15 protein-coding genes and 2 tRNA genes are annotated in these 15,912 nt (G+C 71.6%); 4 read left to right on the forward strand and 13 right to left on the reverse strand.

Features of this window, described 5'->3' with window-relative positions:
- Window positions 1-15 precede the first annotated feature (15 nt).
- Window positions 16-1,374 carry a PrsW family intramembrane metalloprotease gene (locus tag OG444_RS18555; RefSeq protein WP_442810562.1) on the forward strand — a complete coding sequence of 453 codons (1,359 nt, stop codon included), beginning with the start codon at window positions 16-18 and terminating at the stop codon, window positions 1,372-1,374.
- Here OG444_RS18555 and OG444_RS18560 read toward each other — a convergent pair.
- The 3 genes from OG444_RS18560 to OG444_RS18570 form a co-directional block, all read right to left on the reverse strand.
- Window positions 1,283-2,305 (reverse strand): M23 family metallopeptidase, encoded by a 1,023-nt coding sequence (locus OG444_RS18560; RefSeq protein ID WP_327263232.1) that lies wholly within the window; start codon window positions 2,303-2,305, stop codon window positions 1,283-1,285. The two genes, OG444_RS18555 and OG444_RS18560, sit on opposite strands and share 92 nt — an antisense overlap.
- 302 nt (window positions 2,306-2,607) lie before the next feature.
- Window positions 2,608-3,726: a PP2C family protein-serine/threonine phosphatase gene (locus OG444_RS18565; protein ID WP_327263233.1), complete on the reverse strand. Its 1,119-nt coding sequence runs from the start codon at window positions 3,724-3,726 to the stop codon at window positions 2,608-2,610.
- Window positions 3,727-4,048: 322 nt separating this feature from the next.
- A tRNA-Met gene (locus OG444_RS18570) sits at window positions 4,049-4,122 on the reverse strand.
- A gap of 336 nt (window positions 4,123-4,458) precedes the next feature.
- Here OG444_RS18570 and OG444_RS18575 point away from each other — a divergent pair.
- Complete coding sequence (locus OG444_RS18575; RefSeq protein ID WP_327263234.1) at window positions 4,459-5,727, forward strand: hypothetical protein; 1,269 nt, start codon at window positions 4,459-4,461, stop codon at window positions 5,725-5,727.
- Window positions 5,728-5,790: 63 nt separating this feature from the next.
- Here OG444_RS18575 and OG444_RS18580 read toward each other — a convergent pair whose 3' ends face one another.
- Complete coding sequence (locus OG444_RS18580; protein WP_327263235.1) at window positions 5,791-6,315, reverse strand: GNAT family N-acetyltransferase; 525 nt, start codon at window positions 6,313-6,315, stop codon at window positions 5,791-5,793.
- Window positions 6,316-6,619: 304 nt separating this feature from the next.
- Window positions 6,620-7,819, reverse strand: coding sequence for a PP2C family protein-serine/threonine phosphatase (locus tag OG444_RS18585; RefSeq protein WP_327263236.1), 1,200 nt, complete (start codon window positions 7,817-7,819; stop codon window positions 6,620-6,622).
- Window positions 7,820-8,023: 204 nt separating this feature from the next.
- Here OG444_RS18585 and OG444_RS18590 point away from each other — a divergent pair, with 204 nt between their 5' ends.
- The gene (locus OG444_RS18590) at window positions 8,024-9,292 is read left to right on the forward strand and encodes an ATP-binding protein (RefSeq protein ID WP_327263237.1); all 1,269 of its coding nucleotides are present in this window, start codon (window positions 8,024-8,026) and stop codon (window positions 9,290-9,292) included.
- Window positions 9,293-9,306: 14 nt separating this feature from the next.
- Here OG444_RS18590 and OG444_RS18595 read toward each other — a convergent pair whose 3' ends face one another.
- The 4 genes from OG444_RS18595 to OG444_RS18610 form a co-directional block, all read right to left on the reverse strand.
- A complete protein-coding gene (locus OG444_RS18595; RefSeq protein ID WP_327263238.1) occupies window positions 9,307-9,603 on the reverse strand; it encodes a hypothetical protein in 297 nt (98 codons plus the stop codon).
- A gap of 62 nt (window positions 9,604-9,665) precedes the next feature.
- Entirely contained in the window at window positions 9,666-9,932 is a 267-nt protein-coding gene (locus OG444_RS18600; protein ID WP_327263239.1) for a hypothetical protein, read from the reverse strand.
- Between the two features lie 97 nt (window positions 9,933-10,029).
- Window positions 10,030-10,218, reverse strand: a complete 189-nt coding sequence (locus tag OG444_RS18605) for a hypothetical protein (RefSeq protein ID WP_280919043.1) — start codon at window positions 10,216-10,218, stop codon at window positions 10,030-10,032.
- 5 nt (window positions 10,219-10,223) lie between these two features.
- The gene (locus OG444_RS18610) at window positions 10,224-10,796 is read right to left on the reverse strand and encodes a DUF5994 family protein (protein ID WP_327263240.1); all 573 of its coding nucleotides are present in this window, start codon (window positions 10,794-10,796) and stop codon (window positions 10,224-10,226) included.
- A gap of 317 nt (window positions 10,797-11,113) precedes the next feature.
- Here OG444_RS18610 and OG444_RS18615 point away from each other — a divergent pair, with 317 nt between their 5' ends.
- Entirely contained in the window at window positions 11,114-11,611 is a 498-nt protein-coding gene (locus tag OG444_RS18615) for a DUF5994 family protein (RefSeq protein ID WP_327263241.1), read from the forward strand.
- 33 nt (window positions 11,612-11,644) lie between these two features.
- Here OG444_RS18615 and OG444_RS18620 read toward each other — a convergent pair whose 3' ends face one another.
- The 4 genes from OG444_RS18620 to OG444_RS18635 form a co-directional block, all read right to left on the reverse strand.
- On the reverse strand, window positions 11,645-11,845 hold the full coding sequence (locus OG444_RS18620) for a hypothetical protein (RefSeq protein WP_327263242.1): 201 nt from the start codon (window positions 11,843-11,845) through the stop codon (window positions 11,645-11,647).
- Window positions 11,846-12,390: 545 nt separating this feature from the next.
- Window positions 12,391-12,463, reverse strand: a tRNA-Lys gene (locus tag OG444_RS18625).
- 215 nt (window positions 12,464-12,678) lie between these two features.
- The gene (locus tag OG444_RS18630; RefSeq protein WP_327263243.1) at window positions 12,679-15,036 is read right to left on the reverse strand and encodes a DEAD/DEAH box helicase; all 2,358 of its coding nucleotides are present in this window, start codon (window positions 15,034-15,036) and stop codon (window positions 12,679-12,681) included.
- Window positions 15,037-15,314: 278 nt separating this feature from the next.
- Window positions 15,315-15,848: a hypothetical protein gene (locus OG444_RS18635; RefSeq protein WP_327263244.1), complete on the reverse strand. Its 534-nt coding sequence runs from the start codon at window positions 15,846-15,848 to the stop codon at window positions 15,315-15,317.
- Window positions 15,849-15,912 lie beyond the last annotated feature (64 nt).

The raw sequence follows: 15,912 nt of genomic DNA on the forward strand, positions 1-15,912 counted from the left end.
CGCTAGGGTCATGGTGTGTTCCGAGCGCCCCGCCATGTGCTCCCACGTCCGTCCGGCCGGGTCCGCACGTGCGTGCTTCTCGCCCTGCTCGCCGTCACGGGGATCGCGATCCTCGAACTCGTACGGGAGCAGACCGGCACCCCCGGCTTCTTCGTCGGCCTCGGCCTGGCCCTGCTTCCGGTGGCTCCGCTCATGGCGGCCTTCCGGTGGCTGGGCCGGGCCGCGCCCGCGCCCTGGTCGCTGCTGCTGTTCTGCTTCGGCTGGGGCGCCTGCACCGCGGCACTGATCGCGATACTGGCCAACAACTTCGCCACCGAGTGGATAGCCGCGGCCACTGCCGACGCCTCCGCCGCCGACCGGCTCGGCTCGGTGGCCATCGCTCCGGTGGTGGAGGAGAGCGCCAAGGCGGCTGCCCTGCTCATGGTGTTCGTGTTCCGAAGGCGCCATTTCACCGGACCCGCCGACGGATTCGTGGTGGCCGGCTTCACCGCCACCGGCTTCGCCTTCACCGAGAACATCCTCTATCTCGGCAATGCCTTCGTCGAGGACCTGGCCGAGGGCAGCGGCGTACTGGACTCGGTGACGGCGGCGACCTTCTTCGTGCGGATGGTGCTGTCGCCCTTCGCGCACCCGCTGTTCACCGTGCTCACCGGGCTGGGGTTCGGCGTGGCCGCGGTCGGCGCCCGCCGCTCGCGCAGGATCTGCCCGCCGCTGCTCGGCCTCGCCCTGGCCATGGGCATGCACGCCCTGTGGAACGGCTCCTCGCACTTCGGCGACCACGGGTTCTACCTCGTCTACGCGTGCGTGATGGTCCCGGCCTTCGGGCTGCTGGTGTGGCAGGCCGTGCGGATAAGGCGCAACCGGTTGCGGGCCGTCGCCGGGGAGCTCGCGCTGTACGCGGCCGCGGGCTGGCTCGGTCCGGCCGAGGTGCCGGCCCTGGCCTCGATGCCGGCCCGGTCACTGGCCCGCACCCTGGCCCGGCGCAGCGGGGGCCGGGCGGCCGGACGCGCGGTCGCCCGCTACGAGGCGGACGCGGCCGCGCTGGCGCTGCTACGGAACCGGGCGCGGCGCGGCGGCCCCGTACGGGAGCGGGACTTCGCGGGCCGGGAGCGGGAGTTGCTGCACGGGCTCTGGCAGCGCCGGGCGACGGCGGGGCCCGCGCTGGCCCGGGCGGCGGTCATGGAGGAGCTGATTCCGTCGTGGTTCGACCCGCTGGAGCCGGCGGACACGCTGGATGCGGCGGGTGCACGGGCGGACGTACCGGGGCCGCGCCGGACGGACCTCAGACGTTCAGGCCCTTGGACTCCAGCCACGCCAGCGGGTCCATCGTCGATCCGCCCTTGCGCACTTCCAGGTGGAGATGGGGTCCGGTGACATTGCCGGTGGCGCCGACGCGGCCGATGGTGTCGCCGGCGCCCACCGCGCCGGAGGTCACCGACATCGAGGACAGGTGGCAGTACCAGATCTCGGTGCCGTCCGGCAGCTCCAGCACGATCCGGTAGCCGTACGCGCCGGACCAGCCCGCCGACGTGATCTTCCCGGCGGCCACGGCCTTGGCCGGGGTGCCGGTCGGAGCCGCGAAGTCGAGGCCGGTGTGCTGGCCGGAGGACCACATGGAGCCGGAGTCCCCGTAGTGCGAGGTGAGGGTGTAGGCGGAGGTGGGCAGCGAGTAGGTGCCGGCCGGCTTGGCGAGGCGCGCCTGCTCGGCCTTGGCCTCGGCGGCCTTCGCGGCGGCCTCTTCCGCGGCCTTCGCCTCGGCCTGGGCCTTGGCCTCCTCGGCCGCCTTGCGGGCCGTTTCCAGCTTGTCCTTGGCCTCCTGGGCGGCGGCCTGCTGAGCGGCCTGCTCCGCATCCGCCCGGGCCTTCGCGTCGGCGGCGTCCTGCTGGGACTCGGCCTGCTGGAGGATGCGGTTGCGCAGGGCCTCACCGGCGTCCGCGCCCTGGACGGACTGGAGCGCGACGATCCCGGCCCGCTCGTCCGCCGAGCCCCGGGAACCCGAACCACCGTCCGTCTGAGGGGACTTGTCCCCGGTCACCAGGTCGGGCAGGGAAGGCAGAGAGGGCAGGGATATCGCGACCTGGGGGCGGTCCTGCGCGGTGGCGATGCCGCCGGCACCGACCGCCGCGATGACGCCGACACCGAGAACGGTGGAGCTGCGGGCAAGTCCCCCGCGCTGCTTGGCGACCCGGTGCTTGCCCCGGACCGGTCGGACCGAATCCTCGGTGGGATTCCACTCGCCCCAGGCACCCGCGGTGGGCGGCTCCTGGATGTCGATGCCTTCAGGGGCAGGCAAGTTGGAGGCCACCGGGGCACACTCCTCATCGACGCGCATGGACGCGCGCGCGCACGGTGCCGTCTCTTGCGACGGCTGGGACGACCGCGCTGCGTTATCGAAAGGTAATAGACGTAGGGGAGTGATTCCAAGCTTCTCCGCTTGATCGTTCACACCAATCAGCCACGCACTGACTGGCTTTGGCCATGACTTTCTCCAACAAACCCCACTCAACCGGGGCAAAAATCGAGCAAGTCCTTTATCTCTTCAGCCACAAGGCCAACATGACGGCCCGTCAATTAGATTGCGGAGAGCACTCCCCTCCTCACGTAACGTCACATCGTGTCGTCGCGGGGCACCACCGGCACGGTCCGCCTCCGCTCCGGCTGCCGTTCCCCCGGCCGGCCCACCGCGAGCAGCGCCATGTCGTCCGTCGCCCCGCCCCCCGTATGCCGGCGCACATCACTGCTCAGCGCGCTCAGCAACGCCTGCGGCCCGGAGAAGATCCGCCCGCGCAGCCGGGCCGCCGGATCGTAGAAGTCCCCCGCCCCGTCCCGGGCCTCGGTCAGCCCGTCCGTGTAGAGGAGCAGGGTGGTCCCGGCCGGGAAGGCCCACTCCTGCACCAGGTCCGGCCAGCTGCCCACCTCGCCCATGCCGAGCGGCAGGGCGGGCTCAGCAGGGGCCAGCACCGCCAGATCGCCGTTCCCGTGCAGCAGCAGCGGCTCGGGATGACCCCGGTTGAGCAGCCGCAGCACGTCCGCGCCCGGCGGGATCTCCCCGAGCACGCACGTCGTGAACCCCTCCACCGCGTCCAGGCTGTCGCGCCGGGTGCCCTCGCGGGCCAGTGCCCGCTCCAGCCGCTGCGCCAGCGCCTCCAGCGTGGCCTCGGTGTCCGCAGCCTCCCGGAACGCCCCGAGGACCACCGCGACGGCCTCCACCGCCCCGAGCCCCTTGCCGCGTACGTCACCCACCGCGAGCCGCACCCCGTACGGGGTTTCCTGGACGGCGTACAGGTCCCCTCCGATGAAGGCGTCCGCCTGCGCGGCCTCGTACCAGGCACAGACGTGCAGCCCCCCGATGCGCTCGGCCGGCTTCGGCAGGACCGCCCGCTGCGCCGCCTCGGCGATCCCGCGGGCGGATGCGAGCTGCGCACCGCTGCGCCGCACCACGCGGTTGATCAGGAGGGCCAGCCCGGAGACGGTCACCACGGTCACGAGCTCGGTCACCGCCTCGCCCCTCCAGCCGATGCCGCTGAAGAGCTGCAGCAGGAACACCGCGAGCACGGCGATCGCACCGGTCACGGCCGTGGCCCAGAGGGTGAACAGCGGGGCGGCGATCAGCGGGGCAGCGGTGAAGAGCGGGGATCCGGTGAAGCTGGGCGGGGTCAGTACGGCGAAGACCACCCCGAGGACGATCAGCGCACCCGGCAGCACCCGGACCACCTGACGGGCCACAGCGCTCCCGGTGCCGCCGCCACGGCCACGGCCGCCGCCACGGCCGGCGCCACGGCCAGTGCTGCGGCCGGCGCCACCGCCGTCCGCGCGCCCGTCGCCGCTGCCCTGCCGGCCCAGCCCCACCACGCTGTTCTCCTGCCGCCCGGTCCGTCGCACGGGTGCGGGCCCGCCGCCGCCCCGCCCCTCAAGGCTGGCGGCAGGAGGGTCCCCACGGCGAGCCGGCGGCAGCCGGACGGGTGACGGATCGTGAGAAGGGCGGCCGGACGGGCCGGAACACGACGAAGGCCCGGTTCCTGTAAAGGAACCGGGCCTTCGTACTGAGTAGCGGGGGCAGGATTTGAACCTACGACCTCTGGGTTATGAGCCCAGCGAGCTACCGAGCTGCTCCACCCCGCGTCGGTAAACACAACTCTACGCCATCCGGGGGGAGCCCTCCGCCAATTAACCGCCCACCCGCCCCCGGATCCACATAACCGCAGGTCAGAGCAGTGAAACCGGATCCGAACAGGCCCGGATCGCCCGGCAGTCGGCACGGGTCCGCCGCCCTCCGAAACGAAGATCATCTCTGTTGCGCGCCGGTGACACTGCAGGGATCGTTCCGGGATCCGCCGCGGGCGATGATTCACCTGTCGCAAGGGCCAGGGGGAACACGAACCGGCCGGCGACGACCACCACACCTCTTCCGCCTCGGCGCTCTGCCGATGCTCCTGTGATTCCTGGGGGGAGTCCACCATGTCCGTTCGCACCGCAGCCGCCATCGCAGTCGTCGCCGGCGTTGTCACCACTCTGCTGCCGCTCTCGGCCACCGCCGTGTCCGCCGCACCCGTCGCCGACGATCACGCGGTGCTCCGTACGGAGATGGGCGCTCCCGTCCCCAGCGGCCCGCTGAGCCGCGGCGGCGCCACCGAGACCTTCGACCTCACGGTGAAGAACCCGACCGGCAAGGCCGTCACGTACAAGCCGTGGATGCTCGTCGACCAGACCGGCCCGAGCCGCCTGAAGCACGACGACGTCGTCTTCAAGGTCGACGCGGTGGACGCCCCGGCGACCAAGTCCTCGGTCGGCCAGCAGGACGGCGGCTGGCAGGGCCTGTTCTACCCGGCGACGGCCGGCGGCAAGGAGAGCGGCGCGGGCTTCGACATCCCGGCGAACGGCAAGATGACCTGGAAGGTCACCATCGGTCTCGGCGCGAACTACCCGACCAACGACGGGAACTTCACCTTCACCGCCACCAGCTACAACAACTCGGTGGCGCCCGGCGGCGCGGACTCCCACCTGTTCACGGTCGACCCGCAGATCAAGGCGGGCGAGCTGAAGACCTGGTTCCAGCAGGTCGGCTCCGGCAAGGACGACCCGGAGCAGCTCGCGTACCTGAACCTGAACCACCAGGCCACCGGCGAGGGCACGTTCGACACCGCTCTCGCGACCACCCTGAGCCTGACGCACCCGGGCGAGCAGAAGGCGGACTTCCGCCTCCAGGCCCTGATCGAAGGCCGCTGGCAGGACCTGTCGGGCGAGTACGGCCGCTACGAGCTGCCGCTCATCCCCAAGGGCTTCGGTGCCTCCGCCGGCGTCCGCTCCCTGCCGCTGCGGGTCTGCCTGGGCCTGGACACCCGGCTGACGAAGAAGACCATGATCACGATGGTGGCCGAGACCGGCCACGCCGAGGGCAACACCTACCCCTTCAAGAGCAGCTCGATCGAGTTCCCGCTCACCCCCTCCACCGACCCCGGCCCGTCGGACAAGCCGTCGGACAAGCCCTCCGAGAAGCCCGCCCCGGCCCCCTCCACCACGCCCTCCACCGCCACCCCCGTCGTGCAGCAGGCCGTCGCCGCCTCCACGGGCAACACCGCCGTGACGACCACCGGTTCGTCCACCGGCGCCCTCGCCCGGACCGGCTCCGACTCGGCCACCGGCCTGTACGCGGGCCTCGCCGCCGCCCTGGTCGCGCTCGGCGCGGCCGCCGCCTGGCTCGGCCGCCGTCGCCGCACCGCCGCCTGACCCGTCCCCGTACGACGAAGCGCCCCACCCGAGCGATCGGGTGGGGCGCTTCGCGTACCGCCGTCAGGCGACGGGATCCCGGCGGCGGGTCAGGACGCGGGTGGTGCTCCCGTCGTCCTCCCTCACGTCCCGGACATGGGTGAAGCCGATGCGCTCCAGCAGCGCCAGGGAGGCCGTGTTGGGGTCGGCCACGGTGGCGTGCACCTCGGCCAGCCCGAGGGTCCCGAAGCCGTACGCGACGATCGCCTCGGCGATCTCGGTCCCGAGGCCCGACCCCCAGGCCCCGGGCGCCAGGGCGTAGATGATCTCGTGCCCGCCGGTCTCTTCGGTCCGCTTGATCTCGGCGTGCCCGACCAGCAGGCCGTCCCTGCGCACCGCCCAGACGTCGAAGAGGCCCCCGGCGTAGACCTTCGAGAAGATCCGCCCGAAGAGCGCCCGGTCCTCGGCCTCGGTGGTGGGCCCGTCCCCCATCCAGCGCGAGACCAGCGTGTCCTGGAAGAGAGCGACGAAGCCTTCCTCGTCCTCGGTGACGTACGGCTCCAGGAGCAGGCGTTCGGTGCGCAGAACAGGGGTCGTCACAGGGGTCATGTCCGGCGACGCTACCGGCTCGGCCCGGCGGCCTCACCTGCATTACGGGCCGCCTGACCGGGCCTGACGCCCCGTCCGTCCCCGTGCCCGCGGCGGCCTCACCGCCGCTTGCGCATCGCTCACGCATTCGGCGGCGCCGACCAGGGCTTTCGGGCCCCCTGTGCCCGGCGGTGGAGCGCTGCACAGGCCTCTGAACTGCAGGAACGACCGGCGACGGCGACGGGCTTCGTTCCGGTGGGCTCTTCCTGTCTCTCGTTGACCGCTGTTCACCGTCCCTACCAGCACATTGCGGCGCGGCCTTCCGTCATCCGCGCCACTCGAACAGGACGAGCGACGCATCGTCCGAAGTGGTCTCGCCGCGTGCCCTCTTGAGGGTGTGGGACAGGTCCCGGGCCACCCTGCGGATCCCGTGGTCGGCCTGCTCAAGCTGGTTCACCCAGTCGATCAGCTGCTTCTCGCCGAACTGCTCCTCCCCGGTTTCGTGTTCTTCGATCAGGCCGTCGGTGAAGCAGAGGACGCGGTCGCCAGGCTCCAGCGCCACTGCGCTGACCTGCGGCTGGGCCCCTCCGAAGCCGACAGGGAGGGTCGTGGGGCTGTCCAGACGGCCTACGACGCGGTGCGCGCGGATCAGCATGGGTGCGGGATGCCCCGCGTTGACCCACTGGAGGCGCCCAGTGTCCGTGTCCAGGCGCATCATCTGGGCGGTCACGAAGTGGTCCGGGTCGAACTGCTCCGCGACGGCCCGGTCCATGAAGAGGTAGATCTCGGAGAGTTCGATGCTGATCCGGCGGGCGTGGCGGTACGCGCCGATGGCCACCGTGGCCATCGTGGCCGCGTCGAGGCCGTGCCCCATGGCGTCGACCATGGCGAGGTGGAGGACGTCGCCGTTCAGGGCGTAGTCGAAGCTGTCCCCCGCCACGGCGTAGGCGGGCTCCAGAACTCCGGCGACGGCGACGTGCGGCATCACCATCGACAACGGTGGCAACAGGGACCACTGGATCTCCGCAGCCACGCTCATCGGTTCACCGCGGCGGGTCCGGAAGAAGAGGTCGGTGAAGCCGTTCTTGGTCTGCAGCAGGTCGGCCGCCAGGCCCGCGATCCTGCGCAGGAGGCGGCGGGTGTCGTCGTCGACCCCGTCCAGGGTGACCGCGAGCACCCCCACCTGGTCGCCGCCGTCCAGCAGGGGCAGGTGGACCCGTATGCCGTCGGGCGTCAGGACTTCGACGGGGCGCGACTCCAGGAAGCACCGGCCGGCTTCGGACCGGTCGATGGGCTGCGGATCACCGGCAGCCCCGCCGTCGGCGGGCAGGGGGACCAGCTGTTGCTGTCCGTAGTCCTGAAGCAGGATCTGCGGGTCACGTCCCCCCATGCGGGCCGTCGTCTCCGCAACCAGCGGGCCGACCAGATGGGGTGGCAGCTCGTGCGCCCCGTCCAGGAGCACCCCGAGCAGTTCCTCCCCGAAGCTCTCCGAGCGGTCCGGGTCCGTGCGGCCTCCGACGGTCATCCTGTTGCCTCCAACCAGGCGGCGGGCGGCGTCCGGCTGCACGGGCGGCGTGGCTTCCAGGATGCTCCCCGGCGACCGGGCACGCCACACGGCTTCGATGCTCCGCCCTCAACGGCACTGCCGGGGCGCACGCGGTCGCTGCCGCGCGCGGCCCGGCTCGCATCGGCTGATGATGGGAGTACGGCCGAACACGCGGAGCTGACCATGACGGCGTGGCGTGTCAGGGACTACACCCAGGACGATCTCGAATCGGTGCTCCGAGTCGACGCCGAGAGCGGCACGACCGAAGAGCCACCGCTCTTTCCGCTCTCGGACGCCGTGGCGGCCCTGCAGGCTCTCCACCCGGCGGTGGTGGCCACGGCGGACGACGTGGTGGTCGGTGCCGCGGTGAGCAGGGTGGAGGGTGAGCGGGCGTGGATCTTGCGCATCAGCATGGCGCCCGCCTGGCGGCACCAGGGGCTGGGCAGTGACCTGATCACGGCCTTGGAGCACCGGCTGTTCGCCGGTGGAGTCCGAACGGTGCACGCGGCCTTGCCCGACGGCGAGACCGGTGCCGCCGCCCTGTACAACTGCGGCTTCGGCGCCCGTCCGGGCCTGGTTTTTTTCGAGAAGCGCGGGCGGGTGACCCCGCAGGCGGTCAGCATGCTCGCGTCGCTGGGAGCGGAGCTGCCGCCCGGGGGACTGTGGCAGAAGGTCGCGGGCATGCAGCGGGAGAAGGAGCTCATCGAGCGGCGTCTGGTCCTGCCACTGGCCCATCCCGAAATGGCCGCCCAGCACGGGGTGGAGCTGCCGCGGGCGGTGATGCTGTTCGGGCCGCCCGGAACCGGCAAGAGCACGTTCGCGCACGCCATCGCCAGCCGCCTGCAATGGCCCTTCCTCGAACTGTTCCCCGCCCGGCTGGCCGCCGAGTACGGACTGGCGAGCGGGCTGAACCGGCGCTTCGACGAGATCGCCGGGCTCGACCACGTCCTGGTCTTCATCGACGAAGTCGAGGAGATCGCCGGGACCCGGAGCGGCGCGGACGCGACCGCGGTCGGCGTCGTCAACGAACTGCTCAAGGCGATCGTCCGGTTCCGGGGCCAGGACGGGCGGCTGCTCGTCTGCGCCACGAACGACGTGACCACCCTCGACTCCGCGTTCTTGCGGCACGGTCGATTCGACTACGTCCTGCCGATCGGCCCCCCGGACCACCGCGCGAGGACTGCTCTGTGGGAGAGCTACCTGGCCCGGGCGGGCGCGGAGGCCGACAGCCCGGCGCTGGCGGACGCCAGCGAGGGGTTCACCCCCGCCGACATCGCCCATGTGGCGCGGACCGTCTCCCAAGTCCAGTTCGAGCACACCTTCGACACCGGGACCCGGGCCCGCCCCACCACCGAGGACTACCTGCGCACGATCGCCGAGACCAGGCCCACGGTCAGCGCGGCCATGGCCCAGGAGTTCGCCCAGCAGACCGAGAAGTTCGCCCGCATCTAGGTGTGCTGCCCGGATCAGGCCGGGCCCGTGGCCGTCTCCTCCTCCTCGGCCTCCTCCTCTGCCTCCATGTGCCGGATTCCCTCGTGGGTGAGGGTGACCATCGCCGGGGTGTTGCCGGGTTCCCAGTCGACGGTGATCAGTCCTTCGCCCGCCAGGTAGGTGCAGGCGGCGGCCAGGTCCTGTTCCGGTACGTGGAGGTCGCGCCGCAGCTGTGCTCCGGTGATGCCGAGGAGGCGGTTGCCCTCGACGGCTTCGTACAGGACCCGGAGCACCTGGTCGCGGTAGGTCTTGCGTTCGCGCAGTGTGGCCATGACCGCGTCCTTTCGTGTGGGGGGTGGGGTGGGCTCCGGGGCCGGTCGGGGGCGGGGGCTTGTCAGATCTCGTCGGAGTGTGCGCCGGCGCCGGCGGGGGTCCTGCTGGCGGCCAGCCATGAGCGGGCGGGGCCGGAGGGTGTCGCCGTGTCCACGGTGAGGTGGAGGCGGGTGTTGCCGTCGAGGGCGGGGTAGCTGCGCTGTTCCGCGCCGGCGAAACAGCGGCGGAGCGCCTCCGCGACCGCTCGGGCGGCTTCCGGAGTGTGCGCGATGATCCGGACCTCGGCGTGCCCGAGCGAGGGCAGTGTCTGGGTCTCGATGTACTTCACGTAGGCGTGTTCCCTTTCGGAGTGGGGTGAGGAGGCCGGCGGAGCGGGGCGCCGAGGCGCCCCGACCGCTGCCCCCGGTCGGAGGAAGGTCTGTTCCTCACCGGTCGGCACCCGTGTGGTGGGCTCGACGACCGGTGTCGTCCGGCAGGCCCGGAGGCCTCGGCAGGGGGTCGCTGAAGCGGTAGGCCTCGATCCGCGCGTCGTGCTGGGCGTTCAGCAGGTGGATCCAGCGCATTCCGATGCCGATCATGAGGATGATCACCGCGATGAGGACGACGGTCTCCACGGAGCTCACCTCCAGCCGTTTCCGGACAGCGGCAGGGCGCTTCGGCCCATCGGCTCCCCGAAGGGGGACATGCAGGCCCCGCCCTCGCCCTCCCAAATGTCTTCCCGGCGGCGGGCGTCGCGGATACCGCGCCCGATGACGATTTCGTTGGCCATCAGGACGTCGGCGGCCAGGACACTGCCCGGGATCGCGGCGGCGGCCATCAGCCGGGCCGCGGCCGCGGGCTCGGACTCGGGAGGGATCACCAAGAGGTCCCAGCGGCCGACGGTGTAGGAGAGCAGGATCAGCTTGTCGGGGTCCTGTTCGGTGAACCAGCCCACGTGCAGCACGTGCCCGGCCACGGCAACCGTGCGCGGGACGACCGGCCAGCGGCTGGGGTTCACGCTGACGCGGGTGATGCGCCCCCAGGTCTCGTCCAGAGCGGCGGCGAGAGCGGGGAGCTCGGCTTCGAGGTCACGTGAGTACGGCCACCAGGCACCGTCCAGCTGACCTGCGAGGGTGGTCTTCGGCGTAAGGGACAGGCGGGCCGGGCGCAGGACAACAGCCGGCTGCGCAGCGCGGTCGAGGGTCGTGGTCATGTCGCGGACCCGTCCCCGGACCGTTCGTGAACGGCCCGGTGCAGTGATCGCCGGAAACGACGTCCGCGTGGGAGCGGGTGTGCGAAATACTCCCGGTCCCTTCACCGTACTCCGGTTCGCGATCCAGGAAGCCGCTTCTGACCAGGTATTTTCCGGTTCAGTCGGCGGGAGCGGCGCAGTCGGTTCCCCTCGCCGCACCGTGAGGGTGGGCGGAGTACCGTGAAACGACGGAGACCTTCCCCAGCTCAACAGCCTTTCCGACGCCCCTGCCGGCCGTCGAACGGGGGCCGCCGCACCGCGAGACAGGCGGAATCACCATGGCCGCATCCGACAACCCCGACCCTTTGAAGCTCCTCCCGGACGCGATCCACCAAGCGGTCAAGCCGGGCGCCGCCCTGCTCCGGCTGGAAACCACGCAGTCCCGCCAAGGGCTCCTGGACGGCGCCTGGTGGCCTCGCTCCAGGAACGTCACGATCGAGCTGCCCGCACTGATCACGGCACTGACCGCGCACCTCGGGCCCATCACGCGGGTTGGCCTGGACGCCTCCGCCTGGGGGGACGTCCCGACCCGCCTGGTCATCGACGGCCAGGTCGTGCACCTCGACGCCGACCCCGTCGGCGACGACACCGTCCTCGTCACTCGCGGCCACAACGACCACTTCGCCCTGCTGGTGGTCCCCCCGGACACCACCGCCGACGCCGCCCGCGAAGCGATGGCCCGCGCCGTCCGCGCCGACAACATCACGCAGGCCACTCAGATCCTCATCGCCACCACAGCCGAACCTGAGGACGGCGCCGCCGAGGCGGCGGGCTGACCCCGAGTCCCGAGTGGCCGAGCGGTGCGCCGGTCAGAGCCCCTCGTCGTGCAGGTCCTCTTCGCGCAGCAGGTCGTCCTCGCGGCGGCGCGAGGTCTCCTTCTGGCCGGGCTTGTGTCCCTTCTGGCGGGACGACTTGCCGGGCTGGGGGTGCGCAGGGTCTCCGGGGCGATGGTGTTCCTGCGCCTCGCGTCCCTTGCCCGGTTCCTGGCGCTTGTCCTGCCTACCGTCCATGACGGCGACTCCTGTCGATGCGTGGGGTACGGATTCCTCTCCGACCACGCTGACACGCACCGCGACGGCCCGCATCATGTCGACCGCGAAGCGAGGCACACGGATGACGCCCCTCCCGGTGTGTCAGCGCCGGGGACGGGGACGGGGACGGGAGATGCTGCACAGCCGGCACCTCGACAAGGGCACCACATGGCGACGGAATGACCTGACGGACATGGTCACCCGTCCTGCGCGGCCGGGTACGCGGACTTCGTCGTCTGCGAGAAGCACACGCGCGATCCGCTGCAGCACGGCCTGAAGCGCCTGGGTCGCTCGGACAGGTCTACCGCCAACTCACGTACGCCGTAGCGGCCATAGAGGAGGCACTGGAAGCATCTCCCGTCCCCGTCAAGCCCGCGCAGTAGCCCTGAATGGCGCTCCGTCCCGCAGCGTCCGCTCACGCATCGCTCACACACGGGGCCGGAAACGACTGAGCGCCCCATCCGGCCGAAACCAGAAGGGGCGCTCAGGGCCAGGTCGGAGGGAGTTCCCCCGCCTCGGAGCGGTAGGCCATGTCGGACTCGAACCGACAACCAACGGATTAAAAGTCCGCTGCTCTGCCAATTGAGCTAATGGCCCTCCAGGTGCTCACCCCAGAGCATAGCCGGACCGCGCCGGTCAGCCGATCGGGTATCCGCCGACCGGCCTGTCGCCGTCGGTGCGGTGGGTCCTCCCGGGGGTCTGGGGGCCCGGTCCGAGGGGGTGTTACGCACCATCAGCTTTCGGATACGAGGAAGGGCCCGTCCGCACCTGGGTGCGTACGGGCCCTTCTCAGGGGTTCAGCTCAGCTGCGATCAGCCGTTGCGCTTCCAGCGCGGCTTGTCGTCCCGGCGGCCGCCGAAGCCGCCGGTGGAACCGGAGCCGGAGCCGGACGGACGGTGGTCGTCACGGCGGCCGTACGGGCGGTCACCGCCACCGGAGCGGAAGCCACCGGAGGGACGGTCGTCACGACGGAAGCCACCACCGGACGGACGGTCGCCACCGGAGCGGAAGCCACCGGAGGGACGGTCGTCACGGTTGAAGGTGCCCGACGAGCGGTCGTCACGGTTGAAGCCGCCGGAGGGACGGTCGTCGCGGCGGAAGCCACCACGGTCGCCACCACGGTCATCGCGGTTGAAGCCACCCGAGGGACGGTCGTCACGACGGAAGCCACCACCGGACGGACGGTCGCCACCGGAGCGGAAGCCACCCGACGGACGGTCGTCGCGGCGGAAGCCACCACGGTCGCCACCACGGTCGTCACGGTTGAAGCCACCCGAGGGACGGTCGTCACGACGGAAGCCACCACCGGACGGACGGTCGCCACCGGAGCGGAAGCCACCCGACGGACGGTCGTCGCGGCGGAAGCCACCACGGTCGCCACCACGGTCGTCACGGTTGAAGCCACCCGAGGGACGGCCACCGCGGTCGCCGCCGCGGTCGTCACGGCGGAAGCCGCCGCGGTCGCCACCACGGTCGCCGCCGCGGTTGTCGCGACGCTCGAAGTTGCCACGGTCGTCGCGCTGGGCGCGCTGCTCCTCGCGGCGCTCCTGCGCGGCCAGCTCGGCGGCAGCGGCGGCGGCAGCAGCCGCGACCTCGGCCTCGGCGGCCTCGGCCACCTCGGCGACAGCGGCCTCCGGGTCCTCGCCGCGCTCACGGGCGGAGCGGGCGACCAGGCGGTCGGCCTCCTCGCGGAGCTCGACGGCACGGCGCGACAGACGCTCGAGCTGCTTGGTCAGCTCGGCGACCTCACGCTCGGCCTGCTTGGCGGCGTTGTTCGCGGAGTCGGCCTGGACCTCGGTCAGCGAACGGGCACCGGTGATCTCGGCGACCTCCGGCTCGAAGGCGCCGGCGCCCTGGACGATGTGACGCGAGGCGTCGACGCCCGCGTCCTCCATCAGACGGAAGATCTGGCGGCGCTGGTGCGGCAGGGCGAGGGAGACCACGACACCCGACTTGCCGGCACGGGCGGTACGGCCCGAGCGGTGCAGGTAGTCCTTGTGGTCGCCGGCCGGGTCCACGTTCAGGACCAGGTCGATGCCGTCGACGTGGATGCCGCGGGCGGCGACGTCGGTGGCGACGAGCGCGTTGACGTAGCCGTCCTTGAAGTCGGCGAGGACGCGGGTACGGGCACCCTGCGTCATGCCGCCGTGCAGCGCGTCGGCCTTCACGCCGGCCTCGACGAGCTGCTCGGCGATGCGGTCGGCGCCCAGCTGGGTGCGGACGAAGATGATGGTGCGGCCCTTGCGGGCGGCGATGGCGGCCGTGACCGGCGCCTTGTCCTTCGGCTTCACGACGAGGACGTGGTGCGTCATGGTCGTGACGTTGCCCTGCGCGCTGTCGACCTCGTGCGTGACGGGGTTGGACAGGTAGCGCTTGACCAGGGTGCCGATCTCGTTCTCCATGGTGGCGGAGAAGAGCATGCGCTGGCCGCCGCCGGGGATCTGGTCGAGCAGCTCGGTGACCTCGGGCAGGAAGCCAAGGTCGGCCATCTGGTCGGCCTCGTCGAGAACCGCGATCTTCACGTTCTCCAGCGAGCAGGCGCCACGGTTGATGATGTCGCGCAGACGGCCGGGGGTGGCGACGAGGACGTCGACACCGCGCTCCAGGGCGTAGATCTGGTTGCTCATGGAGGTACCGCCGCAGACGACCTTCATCTTCAGGCCGAGCACGTCGCCGTAGGGCTGGAGCGCGTCCGCGACCTGCATCGCGAGCTCACGGGTCGGCGTGAGGATGATGGCGCGGGGCTTCTTCTTGTCCGTGTGACCGCCGGCCAGCGAGGCCAGGGTCGGCAGACCGAAGGAGAGGGTCTTGCCGGAGCCGGTGCGGCCGCGGCCCAGGATGTCCTTGCCGGCCAGGGCGTCCGGGATGGTCGCGGCCTGGATCGGGAAGGGGGCGGTGACGCCGTTCTGCGCGAGCTTGCGCACGATGCCCTCGGGGAGACCGAGGTCGCCGAAGGTGATCGAGGGCTCGGCGTCGTCGTCGGCGTCGTCGAAGTCGGTGGTCGAGTCCTCGAAGGACCCGTCGGTGTTCACGTCGGCCTCAAGAGCCTCGATGATCTCGTCCGCCTCAGCGGCCTCGATCGCCTCAGTGACCACAAGGGCCTCGGCGTCGATGATCTCGTTGGAGTCGTTCTCGGGCATGACGGAACGGTCAGAGCTGGAAATGGACATGCGAAATGCGAAACCTTCCGGAGTCTCGGCACGCGCCCAAACTCCGTGAATCGCAAATCGACCGCCTCAATGCGGTCAGCCACGGCTAGGGAGAGTACGCGCCACACGGCGCTCTTCGGATTCGGCGCCGGGCAATGGGATCAAACGATCTATAACCATACGCACCCTCCCCGGGGTCTGGCAAGTCAGTCCAGCAGAAACGTCCCTGACCTGCACAAACACCCTCGGGGCAGTCACCGGACCCGGCCCCGACGCAGCCGGCCGGACGCCCGCCCGGCCTAGAGTTCGGGCACCGGCGCGATGGTCGGCTCGGGCTGCGGGGTCGACGGCTGCGACGTGGGTTCCGTCACAGGCGGAGTCGTGGCGGGCGGCTGCGGAGTCGGGCTCGCCGACTGCTGTCCGCCGGCCGCACCGCCCGGGCCGCCGGCTCCTCCCGAACCGCCCGTGGTGGGTTCCTGCGGGCCCTGCCCGCCCGCCCCGCCGCCCGGTCCCGCCGACGGCGCGGGCACCCCCGGCTGACCGCTCGGCGCGCCCGCGCTCGGCGAGGCGCCGGTCGCGCCGGAGGCCTTGCCGTCCTCCTTGGGCCTGCCGTCCTGGCTCCCCGGACCGCCCTTGGCACCGCGCCCATTGCCGTGGACGCCGGAGCCGCGCCCCGTGACGGTCCCCGCACCCGCCTCGGCGCCGCTGCGGTGGTCCCCCGGGGCGGAGGGCCCGGGCTTCGCCGCGTCCTGGCCGATGCTCATGCAGCCGGCCGTCGCCGCGACCGCGAGCGCGGTGACGGCCAGTCGGAGGGAAGCGGACAACTGGCGCACGGGGGCACCTCCGGAGCCTGAAAGTGAACTTTCCGCATGAGCGGGTCAATGTGCCCAACTCCCT

Origin of the sequence: Streptomyces sp. NBC_01232 (assembly GCF_035989885.1) — a bacterium.
Lineage (GTDB): Bacteria > Actinomycetota > Actinomycetes > Streptomycetales > Streptomycetaceae > Streptomyces.